The 26,510-nt window shown below is 45.1% G+C and carries 22 protein-coding genes, 2 tRNA genes, 1 other RNA gene and 5 pseudogenes; 17 read left to right on the forward strand and 13 right to left on the reverse strand.

What is annotated here, in order from left to right:
• Positions 1-114 precede the first annotated feature (114 nt).
• The 4 genes and pseudogenes from A5N84_RS11310 to A5N84_RS01760 form a co-directional block, all read left to right on the forward strand.
• Positions 115-441, forward strand: coding sequence for a hypothetical protein (locus tag A5N84_RS11310; protein WP_233119854.1), 327 nt, complete (start codon positions 115-117; stop codon positions 439-441).
• A complete protein-coding gene (locus tag A5N84_RS01750) occupies positions 441-752 on the forward strand; it encodes a YbeD family protein (protein ID WP_072281042.1) in 312 nt (103 codons plus the stop codon). The genes A5N84_RS11310 and A5N84_RS01750 overlap by 1 nt, the downstream gene beginning before the upstream one ends.
• Positions 752-1,355: pseudogene (gene lipB, locus A5N84_RS13195) on the forward strand (lipoyl(octanoyl) transferase LipB). Before A5N84_RS01750 ends, lipB begins: the two are co-directional and overlap by 1 nt.
• A 144-nt stretch (positions 1,356-1,499) precedes the next feature.
• A pseudogene (locus A5N84_RS01760) lies at positions 1,500-1,712 on the forward strand (hypothetical protein); the annotation flags it as partial.
• A 128-nt stretch (positions 1,713-1,840) separates the two neighbouring features.
• On the opposite strand, the pseudogene A5N84_RS13200 reads toward A5N84_RS01760, so the two are convergent.
• From A5N84_RS13200 to A5N84_RS01790, 6 genes and pseudogenes are all read right to left on the reverse strand, one after another.
• Positions 1,841-2,606: pseudogene (locus A5N84_RS13200) on the reverse strand (3-hydroxybutyrate dehydrogenase).
• A gap of 432 nt (positions 2,607-3,038) precedes the next feature.
• Positions 3,039-3,115, reverse strand: a tRNA-Ile gene (locus tag A5N84_RS01770).
• A 212-nt stretch (positions 3,116-3,327) separates the two neighbouring features.
• Positions 3,328-4,724, reverse strand: a pseudogene (locus A5N84_RS13205) (TRAP transporter large permease).
• Positions 4,721-5,263 carry a TRAP transporter small permease gene (locus A5N84_RS01780; RefSeq protein ID WP_072281043.1) on the reverse strand — a complete coding sequence of 181 codons (543 nt, stop codon included), beginning with the start codon at positions 5,261-5,263 and terminating at the stop codon, positions 4,721-4,723. The pseudogene A5N84_RS13205 and the gene A5N84_RS01780 overlap by 4 nt, the downstream one beginning before the upstream one ends.
• An 86-nt stretch (positions 5,264-5,349) precedes the next feature.
• On the reverse strand, positions 5,350-6,330 hold the full coding sequence (locus A5N84_RS01785; RefSeq protein ID WP_072281044.1) for a TRAP transporter substrate-binding protein: 981 nt from the start codon (positions 6,328-6,330) through the stop codon (positions 5,350-5,352).
• Between the two features lie 106 nt (positions 6,331-6,436).
• The gene (locus tag A5N84_RS01790) at positions 6,437-6,919 is read right to left on the reverse strand and encodes a c-type cytochrome (RefSeq protein ID WP_078055514.1); all 483 of its coding nucleotides are present in this window, start codon (positions 6,917-6,919) and stop codon (positions 6,437-6,439) included.
• 192 nt (positions 6,920-7,111) lie between these two features.
• On the opposite strand from A5N84_RS01790, the gene A5N84_RS01795 reads away from it, so the two are divergent.
• Both A5N84_RS01795 and sppA read left to right on the forward strand, forming a co-directional pair.
• Entirely contained in the window at positions 7,112-8,044 is a 933-nt protein-coding gene (locus A5N84_RS01795; RefSeq protein WP_072281045.1) for a pseudouridine synthase, read from the forward strand.
• Between the two features lie 33 nt (positions 8,045-8,077).
• The gene (gene sppA, locus A5N84_RS01800; protein ID WP_072281046.1) at positions 8,078-9,019 is read left to right on the forward strand and encodes a signal peptide peptidase SppA; all 942 of its coding nucleotides are present in this window, start codon (positions 8,078-8,080) and stop codon (positions 9,017-9,019) included.
• Here sppA and A5N84_RS01805 read toward each other — a convergent pair.
• Positions 8,978-9,556: a Maf family protein gene (locus A5N84_RS01805; protein WP_072281047.1), complete on the reverse strand. Its 579-nt coding sequence runs from the start codon at positions 9,554-9,556 to the stop codon at positions 8,978-8,980. The two genes, sppA and A5N84_RS01805, sit on opposite strands and share 42 nt — an antisense overlap.
• 155 nt (positions 9,557-9,711) lie before the next feature.
• Here A5N84_RS01805 and A5N84_RS01810 point away from each other — a divergent pair, with 155 nt between their 5' ends.
• From A5N84_RS01810 to A5N84_RS01840, 7 genes are all read left to right on the forward strand, one after another.
• Positions 9,712-10,653, forward strand: a complete 942-nt coding sequence (locus A5N84_RS01810; protein WP_233119846.1) for a lysophospholipid acyltransferase family protein — start codon at positions 9,712-9,714, stop codon at positions 10,651-10,653.
• Complete coding sequence (locus A5N84_RS01815; RefSeq protein WP_233119847.1) at positions 10,631-11,095, forward strand: DUF6394 family protein; 465 nt, start codon at positions 10,631-10,633, stop codon at positions 11,093-11,095. The genes A5N84_RS01810 and A5N84_RS01815 overlap by 23 nt, the downstream gene beginning before the upstream one ends.
• A gap of 4 nt (positions 11,096-11,099) precedes the next feature.
• Positions 11,100-12,791, forward strand: coding sequence for a potassium channel family protein (locus A5N84_RS01820; RefSeq protein WP_072281050.1), 1,692 nt, complete (start codon positions 11,100-11,102; stop codon positions 12,789-12,791).
• 8 nt (positions 12,792-12,799) lie between these two features.
• Positions 12,800-13,540 (forward strand): alpha/beta fold hydrolase, encoded by a 741-nt coding sequence (locus tag A5N84_RS01825; protein ID WP_072281051.1) that lies wholly within the window; start codon positions 12,800-12,802, stop codon positions 13,538-13,540.
• 234 nt (positions 13,541-13,774) lie between these two features.
• On the forward strand, positions 13,775-16,201 hold the full coding sequence (ptsP, locus tag A5N84_RS01830; RefSeq protein ID WP_072281052.1) for a phosphoenolpyruvate--protein phosphotransferase: 2,427 nt from the start codon (positions 13,775-13,777) through the stop codon (positions 16,199-16,201).
• Positions 16,198-17,154 (forward strand): 1-phosphofructokinase, encoded by a 957-nt coding sequence (pfkB, locus tag A5N84_RS01835; RefSeq protein WP_072281053.1) that lies wholly within the window; start codon positions 16,198-16,200, stop codon positions 17,152-17,154. Before ptsP ends, pfkB begins: the two co-directional genes overlap by 4 nt.
• The gene (locus A5N84_RS01840; RefSeq protein WP_072281054.1) at positions 17,147-17,698 is read left to right on the forward strand and encodes a hypothetical protein; all 552 of its coding nucleotides are present in this window, start codon (positions 17,147-17,149) and stop codon (positions 17,696-17,698) included. Before pfkB ends, A5N84_RS01840 begins: the two co-directional genes overlap by 8 nt.
• A 201-nt stretch (positions 17,699-17,899) precedes the next feature.
• Here the strand turns inward: A5N84_RS01840 and A5N84_RS01845 are convergent, their stop codons facing one another.
• Positions 17,900-18,712 (reverse strand): ferritin-like domain-containing protein, encoded by an 813-nt coding sequence (locus A5N84_RS01845; protein ID WP_072281055.1) that lies wholly within the window; start codon positions 18,710-18,712, stop codon positions 17,900-17,902.
• 72 nt (positions 18,713-18,784) lie between these two features.
• On the opposite strand from A5N84_RS01845, the gene A5N84_RS01850 reads away from it, so the two are divergent.
• Positions 18,785-19,552: a methyltransferase domain-containing protein gene (locus tag A5N84_RS01850; RefSeq protein ID WP_072281056.1), complete on the forward strand. Its 768-nt coding sequence runs from the start codon at positions 18,785-18,787 to the stop codon at positions 19,550-19,552.
• 5 nt (positions 19,553-19,557) lie between these two features.
• On the opposite strand, the gene A5N84_RS01855 is transcribed toward A5N84_RS01850, so the two are convergent.
• The 3 genes from A5N84_RS01855 to metA form a co-directional block, all read right to left on the reverse strand.
• A tRNA-Arg gene (locus A5N84_RS01855) sits at positions 19,558-19,634 on the reverse strand.
• Positions 19,635-19,983: RNase P RNA component class A (gene rnpB / locus A5N84_RS01860), an RNA gene on the reverse strand.
• A gap of 60 nt (positions 19,984-20,043) precedes the next feature.
• Positions 20,044-21,099, reverse strand: a complete 1,056-nt coding sequence (metA, locus tag A5N84_RS01865; RefSeq protein WP_072281057.1) for a homoserine O-succinyltransferase MetA — start codon at positions 21,097-21,099, stop codon at positions 20,044-20,046.
• Between the two features lie 139 nt (positions 21,100-21,238).
• Here metA and A5N84_RS01870 point away from each other — a divergent pair, with 139 nt between their 5' ends.
• The 3 genes from A5N84_RS01870 to A5N84_RS01880 are packed head-to-tail and all read left to right on the forward strand — an operon-like array spanning position 21,239 to position 23,804.
• Positions 21,239-21,829, forward strand: coding sequence for a LemA family protein (locus A5N84_RS01870; RefSeq protein WP_072281058.1), 591 nt, complete (start codon positions 21,239-21,241; stop codon positions 21,827-21,829).
• Positions 21,830-21,868: 39 nt separating this feature from the next.
• Positions 21,869-23,137 carry a M48 family metalloprotease gene (locus A5N84_RS01875; RefSeq protein ID WP_072281059.1) on the forward strand — a complete coding sequence of 423 codons (1,269 nt, stop codon included), beginning with the start codon at positions 21,869-21,871 and terminating at the stop codon, positions 23,135-23,137.
• On the forward strand, positions 23,124-23,804 hold the full coding sequence (locus A5N84_RS01880) for a hypothetical protein (RefSeq protein WP_072281060.1): 681 nt from the start codon (positions 23,124-23,126) through the stop codon (positions 23,802-23,804). Before A5N84_RS01875 ends, A5N84_RS01880 begins: the two co-directional genes overlap by 14 nt.
• 247 nt (positions 23,805-24,051) lie before the next feature.
• Here the strand turns inward: A5N84_RS01880 and purB are convergent.
• Together purB and A5N84_RS01890 are read right to left on the reverse strand one after the other, a co-directional pair.
• Positions 24,052-25,450, reverse strand: a pseudogene (gene purB / locus A5N84_RS13210) (adenylosuccinate lyase).
• A 49-nt stretch (positions 25,451-25,499) separates the two neighbouring features.
• Entirely contained in the window at positions 25,500-26,507 is a 1,008-nt protein-coding gene (locus A5N84_RS01890; protein WP_072281061.1) for a quinone-dependent dihydroorotate dehydrogenase, read from the reverse strand.
• Between the last annotated feature and the right edge of the window lie 3 nt (positions 26,508-26,510).

The following is a 26,510-nucleotide window of genomic DNA, read 5'->3' on the forward strand; positions in this document are numbered from 1 at the left end:
AGTTCGGAGAAAAGAGGTGATTTGCGCTTGATTGTGGTGGTGTTAGGAGGAAAAGTTGAGGAAGATCGCTATAGCGCTAGTCAGGCATTATTGGATTATGGATTTGAGCAATTTATGCAAGTTTCTGCATTAAGTAGTCATCAGGTATTAACTCAAGCCCCTGTTTATAAGGGAGAAAAAGATTGGGTGGCGGTGCGCCCAGCACAAGATGTGAATATTGTGATTGCTAAAAAAGATAAGGATAAGGTGGCGGCAAGCGTATCACTTAGGCAAATTATTGCACCCATAACAGCAGGACAAGCGGTTGGACGTATTTCGGTTAAAGTTGCAGATGAAGTTTATGCGACAGTCGATGCGGTAGCGGTGGAAGATTTGGCGCAAGCTGGATGGTTTAAGCGCAGTTGGCATGGGTTGAAGTTATTATTTAAAGGAGAGTCATAATGCAGAATAAAAAGCAACCCAGCGTGCAACTGGTTAACATTGAATCGCAAACGCAAGAATCATTAATTAAATTTCCAACGCGTTTTCCAATTAAAATCATGGGTAAAAATACCGCTGAATTTAGACAAGCGGTGGATAAAATTGTTCAGGATTCTATTGTTGAAGAGGATTTAATCGAAGTTAAAGAACAACTTAGCTCTAACGAACGTTTTTTATCTTTTACTATTGTGGCGATGTTTGCTGAGCAGGCAGCGATTGATGCGGTGTATCAGGCATTAACAGCAGAACCTTTGGTGATTATGGCATTGTAATGCGAGTGGTTAACTTAGGATTGCAGGATTTTCAGAGCGTATACGAGCAGATGCGCTTATTTACGCAAACCCGTACAACAGCGCAGGAAGATGAACTTTGGTTGGTTGAGCATCCACCTATTTATACTCAGGGATTAGCAGGAAAGCCCGAGCATTTATTGTATGCTGGAGGGATTGAGGTGGTTCGCATAGATCGTGGAGGGCAGATTACCTACCACGCACCAGGCAGGCGGTAATGTATGTGCTACTAGATGTTAAACGTAAAGATATTGGTGTGCGGGCATTAGTAACTTTACTGGAAAATAGTTTAATTGAACTGTTATCAACCTATCAAATTGAAGCTTTTGCACGCGCGGATGCACCAGGGGTTTATGTACAAGGGGGGGCGAAAATCGCTTCTCTTGGATTAAAATTAGCAAAGGCTGTAGTTACCATGGACTGGCACTGAATGTAGATATGGATTTGAGCCCGTTTTTAAATATTAATCCTTGTGGTATGGCTGGGTTAAAAATGACACAAATGCGTGATTTAACTTCACAACCGCTAAGCGTTGCAACCGTGCAGGCACAGCTGGCGGAAATCTTTCAGCATAAATGGCTATAATTGGATTAATAGTAAAATAATTTTATGGCTTTAGTTTTTATTTTTATAAAGCCAAAATTATCAAGAGAGCATCATAATAATTTTTTGATAAAATTTCTTTGGAGAGAAAATGTTTCTTTATCAAAATAGGTTGGGTAATGGATAGATTTAAATGTTGATATTTTGATTCAAAAGAAATCTTTAAAGATATGGATTAACTTAAAAGCGGGTCAATTAAATGATGCTAAAAATCTTGCAAAAGATGTCTCTGGTATTGGTCATTTGGGAACTGGAGATTATCAAATTAATGTAAATGATACGGAGGATTTAGAATATATTATGAGTCTGATAAAACAGGCGATTAATATAAAAAGATAAAAATCATCTGTTTGCAACTTTATTCATAATTGCACTACTGGATTATAAATTTTTTCTTAATTATTAATAACGATAAAGCCCCCTTAAACAAGGAGGCTTTTTATTAAAAAATATCATGAATCTGTCTATTAACTCAACCAGTTCATAAACCAACCATGGCTGGCAACGATGGATTGACCTGTAAACACATTGGTTGGGAAAGCCGCCAAAAACAATGCCAACTGGGCAATGTCGTCCACAGTGGTAAATTCTTTATCCACGGTGTCTTTAAGCATGATGTCATTGACAACATCTTCTTCACTGATGCCTTTTTCGGCGGCTTGTTCTGGGATTTGTTTTTCTACCAATGGCATTTTGACAAACCCAGGGCAAATTACGTGTGAACGAACATTGTGTTCAGCACCTTTTTTTGCCAAAACACGATTTAGCCTAAGTATGCCATGTTTGGCAGTTACTAAGGTGCTTTGTATAAAGAGGCTTCATGCGAATGCACCGAACCCATATAAATCACCGTGCCACCTTTATTATCTTTATACATGTGTGGCAAACACGCCTTGGTGGTCAAAAACGCCCCATCCAAATGAATGGTAAGCATTTTTTTCCAATCATCAAACTACATTTTTTCAATGCGACTAATCACCTGAACGCCCGCATTGGATATCAAAATATCCACAGTGCCATGAGCATCGACCAGCTTTTGTACGCCTTCATTAACCGCCTTTTTATCGGTGACGTCCATTTCAATGGCGATGGCTTGCCCGCCTGAGTTTGGATTTCATCAACCACGCTTTGAGCGTTATCAATATTGATGTCAGCGATGGCAACGATTGCCCCTGCTTTGGCAAAGGTTTGAGCGATATCTTTACCAATACCACTGGCTGAACCTGTGACCAATGCAAATTTCCCTGTTAAATCGTGCTGTAATTAAGCCATTTTTGTTATTCTTGAGTTAAAAATTGTATTTATTTTGAAAGTTTTATAAAAATAGCAAGATATGATGGATGCCTAGCATTTAAGAGAATAGATTATTTGGTTAAAAATGAGTATTGTATGATGGTATTAAAAATACTTATATTAAAAAATAAATTGATAAGACTTCTAATAATTTATTGTAGCTTAGTATAAAGAAAAATGATAAATAAAACTACTTAAGATAAAATATGTCGTAACTATTAAATTATTTATGTATTTTTATAAAATCTCTACAATAGACTCCAGAGTTTTCCGAATCAATGCGAAGCAAATTATGATTTTACTTTGCAAGATGGATTTTAAGGAGATGTGGAATAAATAGAGATAGTGCTTTTTAACGCTAAGAGAAAAAGATGGTGGGCCCGGAGGGACTTGAACCCCCGACCAAGCGATTATGAGTCGCCTGCTCTAACCAACTGAGCTACAGGCCCATCTGACTTGAAAGAGGCGCCAATCTTAGCCGATTTGACGCCATTTGTTAAGTTTTTTTTTTACTTTATACCTTTCTAATATTTTCTCACTTTGACAAAAGCACAGAGGCTGTATGTTCTTATGCAATGCCGAGTTGGGGATTAAGATAAATATTTTATTAAAACAATGCAAATATAAATCGATAGATTTATTCTAAATTTCTTGGCATTCCTCATCCAAGGCGTAGTTTCTGCAGGTAGTTTGGTAGGCTTAGGGAAATTTCTGGGATATAGGTGATTAAGCCAAGGAAAAAGAGTAATAAAATAAACCACGGCAACACAGAACGTATTACCCAGCTAAGATCGCGATTGGTAATCGATGAGGTTACAAATAAATTCAGTCCTACAGGCGGAGAAAGTAATCCAAGTTCCATATTCACAACCATGATGATGCCTAGGTGGATGGGGTCAATACCAAGACGCACGGCGATTGGGAAGAAAATAGGGGCCATAATGAGCGTAATGGCAGAAGGCTCCATAAATGCGCCGGCAATTAATAAAAGAATGTTGACGATAAATAAAAACATCCATGGCGATAAATTCATGGCAACAATGCTTTCAGCTAGATGGTGTGGAATGCGTTCGCTGGTTAGCACATGAGCAAAAAGCATGGCGTTGGCGATAATAAAAAGTAACATCAGGCTAACTTTTGCACCTTCTAAAATGGTCGCGCGCACTTCTTTGTCATAAAACACTTTGATTGTAGCCAGTAGGCTTAGGCGTAAGTTTCGCATGATAGCTTGTGCTAGAGATTCATTCATTAGGCGATAAGAAATGCCTTTCAGTGGCCCAATATCTCGATATACCCAAACAGCCACCCAAAAAGCGTAGACAGCAGAGACGGCGGCAGCTTCTGTGGGGCTGGCAATGCCTCCATAAATTGCACCTAAAACAATGATGATAAGCATTAATCCACCTGAGGCGCGCGCAGCAGTTGAAAATAAGTTTTTAAACCTGAGAAGGGAATAGAAGGTAGTTTTTTAACGCTGGCAACAATGTAGATGGTGAGCATGAGAATACTGCCCATGAGTAGCCCTGGAATAAGTCCTGCTTCAAACATTTTTGCGGCGGATTCTTGGGTGGCAGCAGCATAGACGAGCATAACAATAGAAGGCGGAATTAAAATGCCAAGTGTGCCCGAGGTAGTGATGACGCCAGCGGCAAATTTTTGCGGATAGCCAGCTTTGACCATGCCTGCGATGACGATTGAACCAATAGCGGCAACCGTGGCAGGTGAAGAACCTGAAACAGCGGCAAATATCATACAGGCTAATACCGATGCCATCGCTAAACCGCCACGAATATGTCCAACGCAGGCATTGGCAAAGTTAATAATGCGATTGGCAACGCCGCCAGTCGTTAGGAAGGCGGAAGAAAGTACGAAAAAAGGAATGGCGAGTAGGGTGTAATGCCCACCTGTGGCGTGATAAAACTGTTGTGAGATGCTGGCAAATGAGCCTGAACCGCTTATTAAAATCACAACAATAGAGGAAAATCCTAAGGCGATGGCAACGGGCATACCAAGTAGCATGCAAGCAAAGAGCATGAAAAATAATAAGGCGGTAATCATGATTGATGCTCCTTTTGGTTTGTGTTTGCAAATTGTTCAAGGCTTTCTTTGGCTTCATCAACATAGGTTAATCCACTGCTGCGATTGGTAATGATATTAATAAAAACAGTGATAAAGCGTAAAAGTAATAATAAAAATCCAAGCAATAAGCCTGAATAGGGTACCCACATGGGCAAAGGGATATCGTCTAATTCAAAACCAATTTTGTATTGTTTATAAACATAATCCCAAGCGCTGTATAGAAAAATTATGCAATAACTTATGCAAATAACGGTAGCGATAAGGGAGATAATTTTCTTGCCCATAGGATTGGCAATGCGCTCTGTGAGAACGGTGAGCCCAATATGAGAACCAGTGCGCACACCATAGGAGGCGCCAAGTAGGACAAACCAAGCAGCATTCCAGCTTACGGATTCTTCTAACCATAAAAATCCATAGCCTAAAGTGCGTAATATCGCTTCAAAAAATACTTGCAAGGTGAGCAAAGCAAGAAGAAAGCATAGTAGGATTTCTTCAGCGCGATGAAAAAAACGTATCATTCTATTTCTCTTTATTGGGTTAATAAAAAAGCACAGATGAATTTCTCAATCTGTGCTTAGCAGAGTGCAATTCACACGTTGGCGTTTTATTGATTACTGGCTTTGGCAGCCTCAATAATCTCTTTACCAATTTCTTTTTCAAATTTCTGCCACACAGGTTGCATTGCATCTACCCATTGTTGATGCTCTTCAGGGGTGAGTTCGATGATTTCTGAATAGCCACTTTCAGCGATAGTTTGACGATCACGTTCATTGATTTCAGCGGCAAGATTATTGCCATAGGCTATAGCTTCTTGCATGGCATTTGAGAAGAGCGTTTGTTGTTCTGCATTAAGTGTTTGCCAAAAACTATTAGAGGTCAAAACCATATAATCGAGCAATCCATGGTTAGAGACGGTAATGTAGGGTTGAATTTCATAGAATTTTTGGGAATAGGTGTTTGACCATGGGCTTTCCTGTCCATCGATGGCTTTAGTTTGTAGTAGGGTAAAGACTTCAGAAAAAGGTTTCTTCAATGCGATGGCATCGACTTGTTCAAATTGTGCGGCAAGAACATCTGAGGCCATAATACGGAATTTTTTGCCTTTAACATCGGCAGGAACGCGGATGGGGAAGTTGGCAGAAAATTGTTTTAATCCGTTGTGAATATAGCCCAAACCTAAAATCCTCCCTTTGTCTTCGACGCTATGTAGTAACTCTTGTCCAACTGGGCTTTGCTGAAAGCGCTCAACGGCATCCATATCTTTAAATAAGAAGGGAAGGTCGAAAACTTGCAATTTTTTAGTAAGTTTGTCGAGTTTGGATAAAGAGGGGGCAGCAAATTCTACATCGCCTAAAAGTAGAGCTTCGAGTACACGGGTGTCATCATAAAGTTGTGAGTTTGGGAATACTTCAACTATAAACTCTCCATTGGAGCGCGCTTCAATCAACTCTTTAAATTTTAATGCCACTTGCCCTTTTGGGGTGCTATCAGCAACGACATGTGAGAATTTGACTTTGGTTTGTGCTAAGGCGCTACTGCTAGCGAGCGCGATGGCAAGTGATAAGAGTAGGTTATGAGTTTTCATTATGTTCTCCTTGGTTTGGTTGTGTATTATTGATTATGCGGTTTTTATAAAAAAACGTCAAAGGCTTTACACATTTGACGTTTTAAAAGAGATTTTTTTAGGTCTGTTAATAGCTGACATTAGAGTTTTCTAACATATATTCAACCATTTGCCTAAATTGTTCGTCTGTGATGTTTGCACCACCTTTAGCGGTCATAGCTGTACCAGCAACGCCGTTTAATCCTGATTCATAAAGCGCATCAAAACCACCTTTGCTATCCAAACGTGCTTGCCAAGCATCATGATCACCAAGGACGGGCGCTCCTAATGCTGGGGTAGCATGGCAGGCGGCGCAGGTGCTGCTATAGGTGGCTTCTACATCAAATTCAGCAGCGGCGGTTTCAGTGCTGGTAGCTGGATTTACTGGCTCACCGATAACGAGTTTGCCCACGGGTTGTAGGCGCGCTGCTTGTAAGTTTTGTTCACTAAGATTAATGCTGCCATCGCTATTACCCCAAAAGAAAAAGGGCAATATTAAAAATATAGGCATAAAAATGGCGGCAATGCCAAGTAATATTTTTACGGATTTTGGGATAGTTTGTGTTGCCATGGAGTTCTCCGTCTCATGAATGATATGGATACGCGTATCCGTTATGTTTGTTAATTATAGGGGTGATTTTTTTGCAAATGCGTTGCAAATTATCACAAAGATATTAAAAATCTGCAAGCATTACTCGTTTGTTGTGTAGCAAAGAAGTGCTGGGGTAAACTGTGCAGTTTTTTGCGATAAATTGGAGGCGGTGTGAGTAGTGAAAATTCCTCTAAAGTGCATTATGTGACGGTATCTGCTCAGGAGGCAGGGCAGCGTGTGGATAATTTTATTCGCGCGCGCTATCCGGCTTTGCCGAAAGGGCGAATTTATCAGATGTTGCGTAAGGGCGAGGTGCGCGTAAATAAAAAGCGCGCTAAGCCTGTGTTGCGTTTACAGGCAGGGGATGTGTTGCGCTTGCCGCCGATTGTCGCGGGGAAGACGCCGCTTGTGAGGGTGCCTGCTTTTTGGCTTGAGCGTATTGAGGCTGCGCGTTTGTATGAGGATGAGGATTTTTTGGTGTTAAATAAGCCTGCTGGGATTGCGGTTCATGGGGGTTCTGGGCAGGATTTTGGGGTGATTGATGCGGTAAAGATTATTTGGGGAGAGGATTATGCACAGTTGGCTCATCGTTTGGATTTTGATACCTCTGGAGCGCTGTTATTAGGAAAACATCGGCGTGCATTGGCGGGATTTCAGCAGGCGATGCAAGCAGATGCGGTGATAAAAGTTTATGACTGTTTGCTTAAAGGGAGTTGGGATAAGGCGAGTCAGGAGGTGGTGTTGCGAATGAAAAAAGAGGGTGAGCGTGTGGTGGTGGCTGAGGATGGGAAATTTGCGCGAACTTTTTTCACGTTGCAGAAATGGTTGGAATATGAGGGTTGTGCGTTGTCGTGGGTGAAAGCGCGTCTGGATACGGGGCGAACGCATCAAATTCGGGTGTCGGTTGCCGCTCAAGGTGCGCCTTTGGCAGGAGATGATAAATATGGGGATTGGGCGTTTAATCGTTGGCTGAAATCCTTGGGCTATCATGAGATGTTTTTGCATTCTTGTGAGCTGGCTTTTGACTATGAGGGGAAAAGGATTGCTGTGTATGCGCCGTTGCCTGAGTCGGCGATGGCATTGTTGGCGCGTTTGGGCGCTTAGTTTTTATGCTTGGTTTTTTATTATGGAGGTTTTATGACATTTGATGAAGAGCGCGCATTGGCGCAGGTGGCTAAGGAAGCAATCAAGGAATTACGCCAAAGACGACGTTGGAAAATTATTTTTCGTTTGTTGTGGGTGGCGGTGATGGGGGTGTTTTTTTGGCAGATGTTTTTTGCTGGTGAAGGATTAAAAGGCGGGGTTGTGCCTCATGTTGCTGTGGTGGAGGTGCATGGGATAATTAGCGATGGAGCGGTTGCTAATGCGCCAGATATGATTGAATCTTTAGAACGTGCTTTTTCGCAAGAAACGGCGCAGGCAGTGGTGTTGGATATTAATTCACCGGGAGGGTCGCCTGTGCAGTCGGGGCAGGTTTATCGCGCTATTAGGGCATTAAAACAGCAATATCAAAAACCTGTTTATGCGGTGATTAGTGATATGGGTGCATCTGGGGCTTATTACATTGCAGCGGCAGCGGATGAAATTTATGCTGACCCTGCTAGTGTTGTGGGCTCGATTGGGGTGATTGCGCAAAGTGTTGGTTATGAGGCGTTGGCAGATAAGCTTGGACTTGAACCGCGCACGTTCACAGCAGGGGAATATAAGGATTTTTTAAATGGTAATCGTGCGCTTAAGCCTAAAGAGCTTGAGCATATGCAGGCGTTGTTGCAAGCCTTGCATAGACAATTTATTGCGGCTGTGAAGGAGGGACGCGGTGAGCGCTTGCAAGATTCAGATGAGATATTTAGCGGGCTGTTTTGGACGGGTGAGCAAAGTGTGGCAATGGGGCTGACTGATGGGTTGAGTTCGATGTATGAATTTAAGCAGGCGCATTTTAAAGAGAGTGATTTTGTGGTGTATTCGCCTGATTTGTCTGCGTGGCAACAGTTGGCTAGGGATGTGGGGGTGCAGATGCGCGTGCAATTGTGGCATTGGTTAGGTTTGGGTGAGCAGGCAAATATCATACATTTGAAATAGTTCATTAAGCGCGATAAGGGGTAATCCAATTAAGCTGTTGGGGTCGCGTCCATGAAGGGCTTGGAATAATAAAATGCCAAGTCCTTCAACTTTGAAGCTACCAGCGCAGTCTAGGGGCTGTTCTTTTTTTAGATACTGTTCAATAAGCGTGTCGTTTAGTGGTTTAAAATCAACTTGGTAGGGTTCGATGATTGTATGGATTTGTTGGTTATAGCGTAGCGCTAGGGCGGTGTAGAAGGTAACGCTTTGTCCGCTACAGGCGCGCAATTGAGCGCGAGCGCGTTCAAAAGTGTGGGGTTTGCCAAGGAGTTTTGTTCCTAAAATGGCGATTTGGTCGCTGGCGATGATGTAGGTGTCGGCGCTGTCAATGGCGAATGCTTTGGTGCGCGCAAGGCGTGTTACAAGAGTTTTGGGCGCTTCGTTAGGGTAAGGGGTTTCGTCGATATTGGGGCTTTGTGTGCGAAAGGGGAGTTGTAGGCGCTTGAGCAGTGCTTGTCGATAGACAGAGGAGGAGGCTAAAAGAATGGGAAGGGTCATGAGAATAAATGGTGTAAATGAAAGGCTATTTTAAAAAGGCTTTGGCGGGTTTGACAAGGGGCGGTGTTGTGCAAATAAGTGGGTGTTCGTGTTTTTGTTTTGGTGGGTGTTTGTTGCCATGATGAGTTTACTTTTATTGACTGATGGAGGATTGTGTGGCGCGCGCTAAATATGCTAAGGAGCAGGTGAATCTCTATCATCCGCGTTTTGTAGGATATTGGTTGTTGTTGGGGGGGTTGTGGTTGGTGGTGCAGGTGTTGCCTCAGAAGGGGCGGATGGCTTTAGGCGCTGGTTTGGGGCGGTTGCTGTTGGCGTGTTTGCCTTATCGACGCAAGATTGTTGCTATTAATATTGCTAAGGCTTTTCCTGAGTTGGATACAGATGGGCAAAGGCGGTTGTTAAGGGCTTTTGCGCGTAGTTTGGGGATGGGGGTGATGGAGACGGCGATGGCGTGGTTTTTATCTGAAAGACGATTACGGGGGTTGTGTCGCTTTGAAGCAGATGAAAAGGCTTTGGCGTTGCTTGAGGATAAACAGCAGGCGGTTGTTTTGCTGGGATTGCATTCAACGCTGTTGGAGCTGGGGGTGCGGTTGTTGGGGCTAAATGTGGATTCGGCTGGAATGTACAAACCGTTGCGCAATCGCTTTTTTGATGCGTGGATTTATCATCAGCGTTCGCGCGCGGCTACGCGCTTGGTGCAGGCAACAGATATGCGACAGACGTTGCGCATTTTGGCGCAGGGGGAGAATCTTTGGTATGCCCTAGATCAAGATATGGGTGTGCGTGCGAGTGTGTTTGCGCCTTTTTTTGGTATTGAGGCGGCGTCGGTGAATATTTTGCCACGTTTAAAACAAAAAACGGGGGCGCGTTGGGTGCCAGTGTTTATTTGGCGTGAACGAGGGGGGCGAGGGTATGTGGTGCGGGTATATCCTGAGGTGGACTTGGGAGAAAAGGCTTCAGATGTGGCGGTAATGACGGAGGTTAATCGTTTGTTTGAACAGGAGATTAGGCGTTATCCCGAACAGTATTATTGGGTGCATCGTAGGTTTAAACATCGCCCTGATGGTCAAGCGCATGAGTATCCTAATCGGCGTTAGGATTGTCTTTCGTGGCGATGGGCGAGATGTTGGGTTACACTGGTTTCATTTTTTGCCCTTAGGAGAGATTATGCGTAGTGAGCGCGTGTGGTTTGGTTTTTTTATTTTGTTGGCGTTAACGCTAAATTTTGGTTTTGTTTATGGCGATATAAACATTCCTGAGCATCACGATAAGATTGAATTGTATTTGGCTTTTATTGTGAGTGTGGTTTCAACCGTGTTGAAATTAGGCGACCGTTCACAGTTGGGTGCATTGTTATTGGCAACGAGTTTGGTGGCAGATGCGCAGTTGCTTATCGCCATTGGCGTTTGGACGTTTAGTGTGGGGCTATTAGATGGCTCAACTATCGCTACAATCGTATCGTTTACCGCTGGCGCTTGTGTGGCAAATATTGTGTCGGTTGTTTTGATTGTAATTGAAGCGGCAACGCTAAGACGTTAGCACTGTGAATGAGATTGTCGCTTTAATTATTCGCCAAATGCGCCGTCCGGTGTTGGTTTTGGTGTGTGCCTATGCGGTGGCGATATTGGGAATGTCTTATATTCCTATGATCGGTGAAGATGGGGAAATGACCTATCTAACAGTATTTCAGGCTTTTTATTGGGTGAGTTATACCGCAACGACGATTGGCTATGGCGAGATTCCAGTGCCGTTTTCTGATTGGCAGCGATTGTGGGTAGCCTTTAGCATTTATTACACAGTCCCTGCTTGGCTTTATGCCGCAGGTAAGATTATTGGTCTTTTACAAGATAAAACCTTTCAGCTGGCGCTACAGGAAAATCGTTTTATGCGACGAGTGGAGAAGCTACGCCATAAATTTGTCATTATTTGTGGATTTGGTGAACCAGGGAAGCGGTTGGTTGAGTTGCTTCTTAAAGAGGGGTATCAATGTGTGGTGATTGATCATGATGAAACGCGGATTAATAAAATGGTGTTAGACGCTTCTTTGCATCATGTGTTATCTATTCGAGGGGATGCTTCGGATGTGGATATTTTATTAAAATCAGGGATTCATTCGGTATTTTGTCGCGCAGTGTTAGCCATTACTGATTCAGAATCAGTCAATATTAAGGTGGCATTGGCGGCGAAATTGCTGTCCTCAGACCATACGAAATTTAAAATTATTTGCCGAACGTTTACGCGCCGCGGGACAGCAAACGCCAAATCTTTTGGCACAGATATTGTTGTAAATACCAATCAGATTTTTGCTGAGCGTTTTACCATTGGATTGCGCCGTCCTGCCATTGCGGAATTGATTGCGCGTTTTTATGAGACCCCTGGAAATCGTTTTCAGCCTCTGCCTCAACCCCCAGCAGGGCGTTGGATTATTTGTGGTTATGATGCGTTGGGCAAAACGTTAGAGCGCTTTTTAAATTATGAAGGAGTCGATACGGTTATTATCAATGATGATGATGCCGCTGACCATATTCAAGGCATTGGCACAGAAGATGTAACCTTGCGTGAGGCGCGGATTGAGCGCGCGCAAGCGATTGTCGCGGCACGCAATTCAGATTCAGAAAATTTATCAATCGTGATGTCGGCGAAAATGTTGCATCCGTCGTTATTTGTCATTGGCAAACAAAATCGCAGTACAAATAATGCCTTGTTCACGGTGGCAGGATTTGACCGAGTGATGGAGGAGGCGGATTTAATCGTCAGTCAAGTATTCCCACAAATTGCTCGTCCGATGACCAGCCGTTTGATTACATTAATTCGCCATCAAAATGAGCAATGGGGTGAGCGGTTGTTGCAACAAATTCAGACGCTTTCGGGCGAGGTTATTCCCGAGCAATTTATTATTCGTATTACACCAAAAGGAGCGCCAGCGGTGATGGCTTATTTGCAAAAAGACCATATTCTGCGCTTGCAAACTTTATGGATGCTTTCAGATGATGCCGATACCATAAATGATGCGCTACCGCTTCTCTTATTGCGCAAAGGCAAAGAAATTTTATTGCCTAAACCAGCAACCAACTTACAAGAAGGCGACCAAATTTTGGTGATTTATCATAATCCTTTGATTGCACAAAGAATCCGACGCGCTTTGAGTGATGAGGCGGAATTATTTTATGCCATTCATGGGCGTGAGATGCCACGCTCTTATGTAATGAATTATATTTTAAAGAAACTGGACTAGAGGAAACTATGCAAGCAGAAGCGCTGTATTATCAAAGCTTTGGACAAGGAGAAAAAACGCTTATTTTATTACATAGTGGCGGGATGGCGGGCAAAGAATGGCGACCGCAAATTGATAAATTAAGCGCACATTATCGGGTGTTAGTGCCAGATTTACCAGGTCATGGGCGTAGTTTGATGCAAAAAAATACGCTTACTATTAGTGAAATGGCAGAGGCGGTATTGTCAATGATGGACGCAGAAAACGTGGCACAGGCGGCGATTTGTGGCTCTTCTATGGGAGGCGCTGTGGCAATGTGGCTTACCCTAAAACACAGTGAGCGCGTGAGAAAAGCGGTGTTTTATCGCATTGGATATCGTAAAAACTCAAGCACCTACCAACAAACGCGCTCAATGGCAAATCCTGACTATTGGCAGAAATTTGGATTACATCAATGGCTTAGTAATTTGCATAAACCTCAAGGCGGTGAGGAGGCTTGGAAAAAAGTCATTGCGCGTGTGAGTGAGGCGCTTAATCCTAAAACATCAGAACATAATCATTCCTTAGAAGATTTGGCAACAATTGAGCAACCAGTATTGATTATAACGGGCGACCGAGACCCTGTAGCCCCACTAGAAGATGCGTTGGCGATGTATAAAACAATGCCTAATGCAAGTTTATGGGTGTTGCCAAATGCCACCCATATTACGGCGAGCAATACTTGGCGCAGTGAGGCTTTTGCTCAAGAGATACGGCGTTTTGTAGGGTAGTATTTTATAACGTAGGCTGTTTTTATGGCTTGGTTTGAAATGAAAACACGGCATAGTGAAAATAGGGTAGAATGCTAACCTTTTATGGCTAATGTTTTATGATTTAGAATGGTGTTCTTAAACACTTCTCTAAGAGCAAAGCGAAGCTGACTTCTTTTTTAGTATAGATTTTTGGCGTTGGGTAAACGATATCAACACCAGCAATAATTTTTTTTAGCTTTGGGATAAATATCTATGACAAACAATATGCAAGCAAATAATCAACCATTCGCACACAATCAAAGTGTCCGCATTCCTAATCCACAAGGCTGGCACGCGCGCCCTGCTACAAAACTCTCTAAATTGGTAAAAACATTCTCTGAACCAGTGCGTTTGATAGCTGAGGATGGGCGAAGCATTGACCCATCGCGAATGATGGCTATTTTGAGTTTAGGGCTAACGCAAAATGCACAAATCACAATTTCTAGTGATAATGCTCAAGCGGTTGAGGAGATTGTCAAAGCGATTGAAAGTGGTTTGGGGGATGATTTAAATGAGGCTGGGGCTGTTAATAGCGCTCAGGAAAATTCTATCAATTCAAAAGATAGCGCTAGTAGCCAAAATGCTGATTCTTCCTCTAAGGCGATGGTAGAAGGCAAATATGCTTACGCGCAGTTAGTCCGCATTCCTAATCCACAGGGTTGGCATGCACGCCCTGCCACACGCTTAACGAAATTGGTCAAACAACTTAATGTGCCAGTGAGTTTAACAACACAAGATGGGCAAACGATTGATTTGGCTAAAATGATGGATGTGTTGGCATTGGGATTAACACAACATGCGCAGGTGGTGGTCTCTAGTGATAATGAGCGTGTGTTAGAAAAAGTGGTTGAGGCGATTAAAGAAGGATTGGGCGATGATTTACAAGCCAATCATGGGACGCAACAAGATACCGCTAAAAATAATGATGGCTTATGGCAAGCTCCTGAAGGGCTAACAATGTTTGAAGGGGTGGGCGCTTCTACTGGTTTGGCGATTGGTCAGGTGCATCTTTTTGGACAAACGCAATATGAAATCCCAACACAAAGTGATTCGCCATTGATGGAGGCGCGCAAATTAGATGAGGCAATTAGTGCAGCAGCGCGTGATATTCATTCAATGATTGATGAGGTAAGTGATAAATTGAGTGCGGATAAAGCCGCAATTTTTGATGCACATTTGGAATTATTGCAAGATAAGGAAATCGTTGAGGAAACGGTAGAACTTATTAATGAGGGTAAAAATGCCGCGCAGGCTTATTTGAGTGTGTCAAATGCGCGCATTCAGATGTTTACAGAATTAAGTGATGCGCATTTGGCAGCGCGTAGTGCGGATATGTTGGATGTTCGCGAGCGTGTGATGCGCGCGTTGTTGGGGGTTAAAGCTCAGTCGTTGAATTTCTCTAGTCCTGTGGTGTTGGTGGCAGAAGATTTAACACCAAGTGATACCGCGCGTTTAAATCCTGACCAAGTATTGGCAATGATTACGGAAAAAGGCGGTGCAACAAGTCATAGCGCGATTATTGCGCGTGGGATGGGAATTCCTGCTGTAGTGGGGCTTGAAAATGCGCTTACTTTTTTAGCACAAGATTCTATTGTGGTGGTTGATGGGAGTAATGGTCGGGTGTATTTGGAGCCTAATGCAGAGCAATTGCAATCTGCTGAGCAAGCGCAAAAGGCCTTTAGTGAAAAACTTAATGTTGCCAGACAATCGCGCCATAAAGCTGGGCAAACTGCTGATGGTGAGGTAATCAATATTTCTGCCAATATCAATCGCGCAGATGGTGTGGAAGGCGCTATTGATTCAGGCGCTGAGGGCGTTGGCTTAATGCGGACGGAGTTTTTATATTTAGAGCGCGAACAAATCCCTAGTGAGGAAGAGCAGGAGGCGGAATACCGCGAAATGGCAAAAGCGCTAGAAGGTCGCCCACTGATTATTCGCACGCTTGATATTGGAGGGGATAAAGAAGTGGCGTATTTGAATTTGCGCCATGAGGATAATGCCTTTTTAGGAATTCGCGGGATTCGGCTATGCTTTGAGCGCCCAGATTTATTTAAACCACAATTACGCGCTATTTGTAAGGTTGCAAAAGATTATGACAATGTGCATGTGATGTTTCCCATGATTGCAACGGCGTATGATTGGCGTCGCGCTAAGCAGATGTTAGATGAGGTGCGTGAGTCGTTACAAGCGCCTAAGTTCCCTGTAGGAATTATGATTGAAGTGCCTTCAGCCGCGCTTAAGGCGCAATGGTTTGCACAAGAAGTGGATTTCTTTAGTGTGGGAACAAACGATTTAACACAATATACGCTAGCGATGGATAGAATGCATCCACAATTGGCTAAGCAGGCTGATGCGCTTGAGCCTTCTGTATTACGTCTGATTGCAATGACTTGTGAGGCGGCAAAAGCGCATGGTAAATGGGTTGGTGTTTGTGGTGGCGCAGCTGGGGATGAAACGGCGGCAAAAGTATTGGTTGGCTTAGGGGTGCGTGAGTTGTCTATGAGCATTAATGCGATTGCTAGCATAAAGCAAGTTCTGCGTCAGCATAATCTGAAAGATTTGGAGCGCGTGGCAAAAGAAGCTTTAACGCTCACAGATGCCAAAGCGGTACGTAGTTTATTAACTCAGGAGCTATCATGAAGGTTATTACCGTAACAGCAAATCCCGCTTTAGATGTAACCATCCACGCTAGCCATTGGCAGCGTAGCGTTGTTAATCGTGGACAAACTTTAGATGTAAATCCTGGTGGTAAGGGTTTAAATGTCGCGATTAACTTAAATGATGCTGGCATTGATGCTGTGGTTACAGGCTGGATGGGAAAAGAGAACGACTATCATTTTACGCGTGTCTTTACTAAGCATAATGTGCGTGATGATTTTGTACGCTTTGCTGGTGAGGTGCGCACCTGTATTAAGATTGTAGATGATAGTAATGGTGAGACAACTGACATTAATATGCCTGGCTATGAAGTGCCTAAACATGCGCAAGAAGCTTTGGCGGAGTATCTAGAAAAAGAAGTTAAAGAAGATACGGTATTAATGTTTGGTGGCTCTTTGCCTAAAGGGATTGCGCGTGATTTTTATGCGCAGATGGTTGAGAAATATCGGCAAGCGTGCCAGTGGGTTGTGGTTGATACCAGCGGTGAGGCGTTGCAAGAGGTGATGAAAGCTAAAGTGTTGCCTCATATGATTAAGCCTAATATTCATGAGTTGCGTGAGTTTTGTGGGAAAGATTTGCAAACGCATACGGAGATTTTGCAACAAGCACGTGAATTTATTAATAATGGCGTTGAGATGGTGGTGGTGTCGATGGGGCGTAAGGGGGCGTGGTTTGTAACAAAAGATCAAGCCCTCCATGCTCAACCGCCTAAAATTAAAGTCGTAAGTACAGTTGGTGCGGGGGATGCGATGGTGGCAGGTGTGATTCGTGGTGTATTGCTTAATCGTGAATTAGATAATATTGCCAGACGTTCAACCGCCTATAGTGTCGCTAATATTATGCATATGGGCTCTTATTTGCCAGATGAGCAACAGCTCGATGAATTAAAAGCACAAGTAGTCATTACTAATGAAGAGGATTGGCACAATGAGTAAATATTTAATTTACATTAGCGCTAAAGAAGGCTCAGCGCAGGCATATTTGGCTTTTATTCGCTTAAAACAGCAAAGTCAACAGGAGTTGATCTTTCAACATGGGGGCGCGATTGCAAAAAATACTTTGCAAGAATGTAGCAAAATCCTAATTCTAGGAGAAGTTGAGCAAACATTGGATAACATGCAAGTGGTGCAATTTTGCCTTCGTGATGCGGTGGTCAATCCATTGATGGTATTGACAGCGATGAATTCATTAGAGGATTCACAAACAGATGCGGCGCGCGAGATTGCAACACAATCTTCAAATGAACTTGAAGGGGGAGAATCTTTAAAAGCAAATAAAGAGCAAGAGCAGGCATCAGCAAATAATGCTAAGGATTTAATTCATAAAGCGGTGGAGCAGGAAAGTTCTGGCATCACTGAAGCACCAGAACTTTTGCAAAATATAGATGATTTAGATGAAGATAAAAACGCTTTGCCGATTAAGTGGATTGCTGCAGTGGTAATACTGCTGATTGTATTGGTATTGTGGATGTTGGATTAATCGATATTTTGGGTTCTGTTAAGTTTGTTTGTTCTTGGTTGTAAATATTATTTATGCGCTAACACAAGCGCTTTGAAATATAGAGAACGTTAGCAGTTTAAGATTAAAAGATTAAATTAAGTCAAATTGGATGTTGTTTTGATGAATAATGTCCAGTTTGGCTTTATTTTATTATTTGGTTACGCATTTTCTGGAAAAAGTTTAGGTGTCGCTGATTTTGTCTAATAGCGCCATTTCTAAATCATCAAAGCCTGCTTGTAGGCGTGCTTCGATATTAAAGGGTTTTTTGATTTTAGCTTTAAGATAGGTTTTTAAAAGCTCTGCAAAGGTTTTGCGGTAGTCTAGTTGGCGTTGCGCGCAACAGTATTTAAACCATTTAGACCCAATAGCGACGTGGTTGTGTTCATCACGATAGATAATATTAAGTAAATCAGCGCTGCGATGTTCACCATTGGCGCGTAGTTTTTTCTGAATGGCTGGGGTAACGTCTAGTCCGCGCGCTTCCATTACTCTGGGGACAAGTGCCATGCGCACCATAACATCATATTCCGTCTCAACGCAGGCTTCCCATAATCCAGCATGTGCAGAAAAATCCCCATATTGTGCGCCTAATTGTGCTAAACGTTGGCAAATTAAGCTGAAATGGTAAGTTTCTTCTTTAGCGACCAGTAGCCAGTCGTGATAATACGCTTCGGGCATTTGCTGAAAGCGATAGGCGGCATCAAGCGCTAGATTTATGGCGTTAAACTCAATATGAGCAATGGCATGGAGCATGGCTTGTATGCCTTTACGACTTCCTAAACGACGAGGCGCTACGTCTTTTGGGGCAACTAAGAGTGGGCGTTTTGGTCTGCCAGCATCGGTAATGCTTTCTACGGGATAAGGGGTGCGATGATAGAGTTGGTCGTTGTAAGCATCATAAAGCATGCGTACCATGGTGATTTTTTTGTGTACATCACGTTCTGTTAGGGCTTGCCAAATAACGTGATAGAGATTGTTACTAAGGTCGGTCATAGGGATAAGCTCTTTTTAAAGCGCTTATTGTACTGCCCAGCATGCAGGCTGACTATTATTTTTGGAGGAAATATGGCTGAGGAAAGGGTGTATTTTGACCGAATTGGCGCGCATTTTTTAAAAAATATTTATACGCGCCCAAAAGGTAAAATCCGCTTGGCGGTATTACAGCGTGATTTAGCGCCATATTTGCAAGGTGGACGGCGTTTGCGCTTGGTCGATGTAGGAGGGGGCGCAGGACAGATGGCGATGTGGGCTTTATCGCTTGGGCATGAGGTGGTGTTAATTGACCATTCTCAGGCGATGTTAAATCAGGCGCAAGCTTTGGCTGAAGAAAGAGGATTGAGTGATAGGTTGACGCTGGTAGAGGGGGAGGCGGTGGCTTGCCTATCTGCCCAGCCTGCGCAGAGTGTGGATATGGTGTTTTGTCATGCTTTGCTGGAATGGGTAGAGGAGGGTGGCGCGTTATTACATGGATGTTGGGAGGTGTTGCGTACTGATGGTTTGTTGTCTTTGATGTATTACAATCGTCAGGCGCTGGTTTTTGCGCAACATGTTTTTGGTAATTTCGACTATTTATCTGATGCTTTGATAAGTAAAAATGCGGCTAAATTAACGCCTGATTTTCCGCGAGAGTGTCAGCAAGTGCAAACAGATTTAAGCGCTTTATCTATGCAGTTAGTTAAAACCAGTGGCGTTCGTTGTTTTTATGATTATATGAAAAAACGCGATAAAGACCGCAATAGTTTAGAGGAGATTATTGAGCGTGAATTGGCGTTAAGCCTAGAGCGTGATTATTGGGCGGTTGCGCGGTATTTGCACGAAATTTGGCGGCGTTAGAATAATGGTGTCCTCGGCAGGAATTGAACCTGCAACCTTTCCCTTAGGAGGGGAATGCTCTATCCATTTGAGCTACGAGGACGGGTTGAGTTTGCCGATAAGCCGGATTCTGTCGTGGACAATCATTCATCTGCGACTATTGTTACCAATAGCCTGTAGCAACCTACCCGAAATCACGACGGGCCGCCGCATTGATTTCCTATTTGGTTTTGCTCTAAGTGGGGTTTACCTTGCCAATCCTGTTACCAGTCTTGCGGTGCGCTCTTACCGCACCATTTCACCCTTACCTTTATAAAGATAGCCTTTAGAAAGGCGGTATTTTTTCTGTGGCACTGGCCGTCAGCTTGCGCTGCCCGGGCGTTACCCGGCACTTTGCCCTGTAGAGTCCGGACTTTCCTCCAACTTGCGTCAGCGATTGTCTGGCAAACTCAGGGGCGCGATTGTATAGACGGTGGGCGATTTTGGCAATGCGTTTTTATTATTTTGTGCGCTTAGGGGGTGCGCCATGTTTTTAGAGGGTTGTTTGGGTCAATGCCCTGCATGTATTGTTGTTTGCGGTTGCTGTGGGTGAGTTGATAGACGAGTCCGAGCCAGTTGGCAAAGATGGCTTTGGCGGTATCGCGCCAAGTGATGTCAATTTCTTGGCTGAGTTGTTGATAGGGGAAGTCGCGCATGTCGTTGCTGGCGTCGTTTAGAAAATCATCCAGAATTTGTTGTCCTTTTTCGGTGAAATAGTGGTTTGGTGGGTTGGGGAGGGGTTGTTGTTGTTCAAAATAGGCGCTTAGGTCGCGCTGGTATTCTTTTAATAGGCTGATTTGGTCGTATTCAGGATGTCCTTGTAGGTAGATATGTCGAAAACCGTCTTTGGAGGTTGCCAGTGCAACCCCAGCCTGTTCGCTGGCAATGAGGATGGGGATATTGTGGGCTTGTAGGGTGGTTTGGTCGATGTCGTTTTTGCGCGAGTGGGGCATGTCAAAGCGGGTGTTGATGTTAGAGAGTAAGGGGTGGTTGGGGTCTAAGATGCGGTGGGGGTAAACGCCAAAGAGTTTGTTTTTTAGCGGTTGGCGCTGGATGTTGTAGAAGTATTCAAAGGCGGCATGGGAGGCTAGGCAGGAGTAGAGCACAGAGCTAACGTTGCTATCTGCCCACTTTAAGATGTTTTGCATGGCTGGGAGGAAGGGTTCGTCGCTGATTTTAGCTTGGGTGGGGTTGGTGCCTGTTACGATGAGGGCGTCTAGTCCTTGTTCGGCGATTTGCTCAAAGGGTTCGTAATATTGTTGGATGTAGTCTTGGGTTGCGCTGTTACGTGGGATGCTTTCAAGCGTAAAGGGATGGACGTAGAATTGAGCGATGCGGTTGCAGTTGCCAATAAGGCGTAAAAATTGGCGCTCTGTGGCTTTTAGGGCACCATCGGGCATCATGTTGAGTAATCCGATATGCAGTTCGCGGATGTCTTGGCTGAGTGCGCGCTCGGGGGTGAGGATTTCTTGTCCTTCTTTTTGGATGTCGTTGAGTGTGGGGAGAGAGTGATGGGCGACAAGGGGCATTGAGAAACTCAGATAATTAGGGGGTTATAGGATAATGGTTGTGGCGCTTGGTTAAAAGAATTTTTTATTTTTTATTTTTTTATCAAGAGGTTTCGTTATAATTGCGAAAATTTTATTTTGTTGAAATAAGGAGAGGATTATGGCGGGTTGGATTGGGTTGGCGCTGGTGGTGATGGCGGTGGTTTTTGTGGTGGGGATTTATAATCGGTTGGTGGCAAAGCGTAATGAGGTTAAAAATGGGTTTGCGCAAATTGATGTGCAATTATCTAGACGTTATGAATTGATTCCAAATTTGGTGGCGGCAGCTAAGAAGTATTTAACGCATGAGCAGGAGACGTTGACGCAGGTTACAGCGGCGCGTAATCAGGCAAAATCGGTGCTGGAGGGGGTGCAAAAAGTGCCAGAAAAAGGGGAGTTGGCGCGTCTTGCTGGAGCGGAGCAGGCACTTGGGCGGCAGCTGGGGGGGTTAATGGCGACGTTTGAGAGTTATCCTGAGCTTAAGGGGGATGCCACGATTGAGCAGTTGATGGAGGAGTTGAGTTCTACGGAAAATCGGGTGGCTTTTGCGCGTCAATACTACAATGATGTGGTCAATGTGTATAACACGGCGGTGGAGTCTTTCCCTGAAAATATGGTGGCGCGGGTGTTTGGATTTTCGTTATTGCCTTGGCTTGAGATTGAGGATGTGGCGGTGAAGCGTCAGACGTTGCGGATTGATTTGGATTCGTGAGCGTTGTGTTGGGTTGGTGCGTGAGTTAGGGAGGCGATAATGGCGGTGTTGTTTCGCTTGCATCAAAAAGCGGCTTTGCAAGCATCGCGACGGTTGTCGTGGTTGTTTTGGGCTGGGGTGGTATTTAGTGGTGTGGTGTATGTGCTGGCGGCTTATGCGGGGTTGGTGTTTGCGTTATTTTACGTGATAGGCTCAGATGGCATGGAAACGCTGGGGCAGGCGGTGCAAGAATGGGCACTTAAGGTTGCGTTTGTTTTGGCGTTGATTCCAGTTGGGACGTTGTTGCTGGTTTATTTGGATAGGCGGCGTGAGTTATTGCAAGAGGATGCGGTTAAGCAGGCAGAAAAATTAGGGGCGGTGGCGCTGGATAAGCAGGACGTGCGGCAGCGTCGGTTGGATAATGTGGTGATGGAGTTGGCGGTGGCAAGTGGGGTGGCGGTGCCGCCTGTGTTTGTGTTGGCGCGAGATGGGCGGATTAATGCTTGTGTGTTGGGGGGGAGGGGTGAGAGTGTGGCGCTGGTGGTGTCGATGGGGGCGTTGGTGCATTTATCACGTGCGGAGTTGCAGGCGTTGGTGGCGCATGAGTTTGGGCATATTGTGGCGGAGGATGTGTTTGTTTATGCGCGTTTGGCGGCGATGTTGCAGGGTTATTTTGTGATTAGTCAATGGCGTGATGGATGGGGGCAGGAGCGGATTTCATCTTCGCGAATGCAGTTTTTAGATGTGGATAAAAATATAGTGATGGTGGAATTTTTCGCTTCTATTTTTGCGTTGTTGGGTGGGGTGTTGTTGTTGGTGGGGCGTGCGCTTCAGGGGGCTTTTTCTCGGCAGCGGGAATGGATGGCGGATGCGCGGGCGTTGGAGTATGTGCGAGATTCGGTGGCGCTTGCTGGGGTGTTTAAAAAGGCGTTGGCACTTGAGCAGGTTAAGGAGGTTAATGTGGTGCGCTATAGGGAGGCGATGGCGCATTTTTTCTTTATTAATTATGAGAGTGGGGTGGGGTTTTTGGCAGGTTCGACGCATCCGCCGTTAGTAGAGCGTTTGCGTCGTTGTGGGGGGGTGGTGGAGGCGCGTGAGATTGCTGCGTTGGCTTATGAATTGAAAAATAATTTGCTTGCTTTGGGGCGTAGAAAAGATGAAAGCCATAAGGCTGGCATTCAAAGGCAAGCGGTGTATGGGCTTGGGGCTTTGGCAGGAGGTTATCAGCAGGATTTTATACAAGAGGTAGGGTATCCGATTTTGGTGGTGCAACGCTATTTGGCGGCGGCTGTTGAGCAGGCGCAGGGGCTGGGAGATGGGGGTGGATGAAATAGAGATTTCAGCGCTGGTATTTGCTATGTTTGTTTTTCACGCAAGAGCAAGTTGGTTTGACTTGACGCAGTCAAAGCGCGTCAATCAAACGCGTTTATCACAAGCACGCGCGGCTGTTGCGAAGCTGGGGGAGGTGCATCCTGTGGCACAGCTTCGGGTGTTTGCCTCTCTTTGTGCGCGCCTTAAGGATTGCTCTGCAAGTGAGAAACGGGCTTTGTTGTCGGATGTGGCGGTGGTGATGGATTTAGATGGGCGCAGGTCTTTTTATGAATGGTGTTGCTGGGTGGTGTTGGTGGAGGGGTTGTCTAGACGAGAGGCTGTGCGCGAGTCTGTGCATTATCAACAGTTGCAGGCGGAGCTTGCAAGGGTGCTGGGGTTTTTAGCTTGTGCATTTGCGCAATCACCTGAAAAGGCGGAGGCGATATTTACGTGGTTGTGTGAGCGGTCGTTGCCGATAAAAGGGGCGGGGTTTGAGTGGGTAGACTGGCGACAGGCGGAGGGTTGGCGCAGGTTGCGTGCGGATTTGTTGACTTTGCGGGGACTAAAACGGTCATTTGCTGAGATGTTGTTGGTGGGGCTTGAAGAGGGGTTGGCGTCTTTAGAACAACCAAATTTGCAAGCGATTTTTGCTTTTGAGTTGGTGCAGATTTTATTGCGAGAATGATGGTTGACTTGTGGTGGCAATCAACTGTTTGACGGGGATTGTGTTTTTTGAAATTAGAAATGGTTTATTGCTAGAGAGTTTGTAGATGCCTGTTATAAAAGGGCATCTTTTTTCTTATATAGTCGAAGAATTGAAAAAGTATTACGGCGTTGGCTCGCCTTGCCGTACTATCTGTACTGTCTGCGGCTCGCCGCCTTGTACTACTTTTTCACTTCTCCAACTATAAGCGCTATATTTTGCATTTGGTTTAGGGATTGGGAAGGTTGTTTTGGGTGAGCGTTTGCGCAAGCCCGATGTATTGATGGGGTTTGAGGGTTTTGAGTCGTTCTTTTGCCTCTGGGGGAAGTTCGAGGCTGTCGATAAATTGGCTGAGGGTTTCTTCGCTAATGCGTTGTCCACGGGTGAGGATTTTGAGTTTTTCATAGGGTTTGGGGATGTTATAGCGTCGCATGACGGTTTGAATGGCTTCGGCGAGGATTTCAGGGTTGGCGGCGAGGTCTTTCTCTAGCGCTTGGGGGTTGACCTGTAGTTTGTGCATGCCTTTTTTAAGTGCGCTTAGGGCGATGAGGTTATGCCCAAAGGCTGTGCCTAAACTTCTTAGGACTGTGGAGTCGGTTAGGTCGCGTTGAAAGCGTGAGAGGGGGAGTTTGCCTGCGAGGTGTTGATAAAGGGCGTTGGCAATTCCTAAGTTGCCTTCGGCGTTTTCAAAGTCGATGGGGTTGACTTTATGAGGCATGGTGGATGAGCCAATTTCGCCGTCGATGATTTTTTGTTTGAAATAGTTATGGCTGATATAACCCCAGATATCACGGCTGAAGTCGAGAAGAATGGTATTGGCACGGCTTAGGGTGTGTAGAAGTTCGGCGATATAGTCATGAGGCTCTATTTGGGTGGTCATGGGGTTGTAGGTCAGTCCTAGGGTTTGTTCAACAAAGGTTTTGGCAAGGGTTATCCAGTCGATGTGCGGGTAGGCGATGTGGTGTGCGTTGAAATTGCCTACAGCGCCGTTGAGTTTGCCAAGAATGGGTTGGCTGTGGAGCTGTTGGATTTGACGGCTTAGGCGATGATGTACGTTGGCGAGTTCTTTGCCGAGGGTGGTGGGGCTTGCAGGTTGTCCATGTGTGCGGGCGAGCATGGGGGGTGTGGCTTTGGCTATGGGCGAGTTGGCTGAGGTCGTGTGCAAGGGTTTGAAGGTGCTGGAGGATGAGGTCGCGTCCGTCTTTGAGCATGAGGGCGTAGGCAAGATTGTTAATATCTTCTGAGGTGCAGGCAAAATGAATGAATTCGATTTTTTGCTTTAGGCTGGGGTGTTGGCTGAGGTCTTGTTTGAGTTGGTATTCAACCGCTTTGACGTCGTGATTGGTGGTGCGTTCGATGGTTTTGATGTTTTGTGCGGTTTCTAGGTTAAATTGTGTGGCGAGTTGGTCTATGTGTTGTTGTTCGTCGGCAGTGAGGGGGGTGAGTTCTTTGATGTCTTTATAATTGGCAAGGGTTTGCAACCAGCGTAATTCGATTTGATAGCGGTATTTAATCAGTCCATATTCGCTAAATAAGGTATTGAGTGGGGCGGTTTTGTCGTGATAGCGCCCGTCAACAGCGGAGATGGCGGTTAAAGGGGTTAGGGTGTTGTTGATATTTGTGTTCATGTGATGTTCCTGATGTTTTGTTTGTAAGGGGTATGATTATTGCTTGAGATTAGCTTTGGGGTGGGTTGAGGCTTTGTAAGCAGTGTTTGATGAGTGCAGGGCCTTGGTAGATTAGTCCGCTGTAAAGCTGAACGAGGTCGGCGCCAGCGTTGAGCTTGTCTTGTAGGTCTTTAGGGCTCATCACACCACCAGAGGCAATGAGGGGGATGTCGGGGAGTTGGCGGCGGATGTGGCGTAAAATTTCAGTGCTTGGGGCGGTTAGAGGCGCGCCTGAAAGTCCGCCTTGTTGTTGGAGATGAGGGGGGAGGCTTTGTTGGTTGATGGTGGTGTTGGTGGCAATGATGCCGTCTATTTCGTGAGTGTGGAGCGTTTCTAGGATTTGCTCGAGTGCTTGAGGGCTATTATCAGGCGCGATTTTAACAACTAGGGGAACGTGGCGTTGGTAAATATCATGAAGTTGGTGTTGGTTTTTTTTTAAAGCGCTTAGGAGGGTGGCGAGTGCTTGCCCATGTTGGAGGTCGCGGAGGTTTTCAGTGTTGGGAGAGGAGAGGTTGATGGTAATGTAGTCGGCATGGGGATAGGCGATGTGTAGCGCTTGTTGATAGTCGTGGATTGCATGTTCATTGGGGGTGGTTTTGTTTTTGCCGATGTTGATGCCAATGAGCGCTTTTAGGTTGTCTTTAATGAGCGCAACGCGGGCACAGACTTTGCTTGCGCCGTCGTTATTAAAGCCCATGCGGTTAATGATGGCTTGTTGCTGGGTTAAGCGAAAGAGGCGCGGTTTAGGATTGCCACTTTGCGGTTTCGGGGTTAGGGTGCCGATTTCAATAAAGCCTATGCCACTGTTGTCTAGGGCTTTTAGTGCGTGTGCGTTTTTATCTAGTCCTGCGGCGATGCCTAGGCGGTTGGGGAAGGTGAGTCCCATGAGGGTGCAGGGGTCGGGGTAGGATTGGGGACGAATGAGGGCTGGGCAGAGCGCTAGGAGTTTTAGGGTGAGGTTGTGGGCGGTTTCGGGCTCTAGGCGGTAGAGGAGGGGTTTGGCTAGGCGATAGAGCATGGG

Source organism: Rappaport israeli (assembly GCF_001888055.1).
Classification (GTDB): Bacteria; Pseudomonadota; Gammaproteobacteria; order Cardiobacteriales; family Cardiobacteriaceae; genus Rappaport; species Rappaport israeli.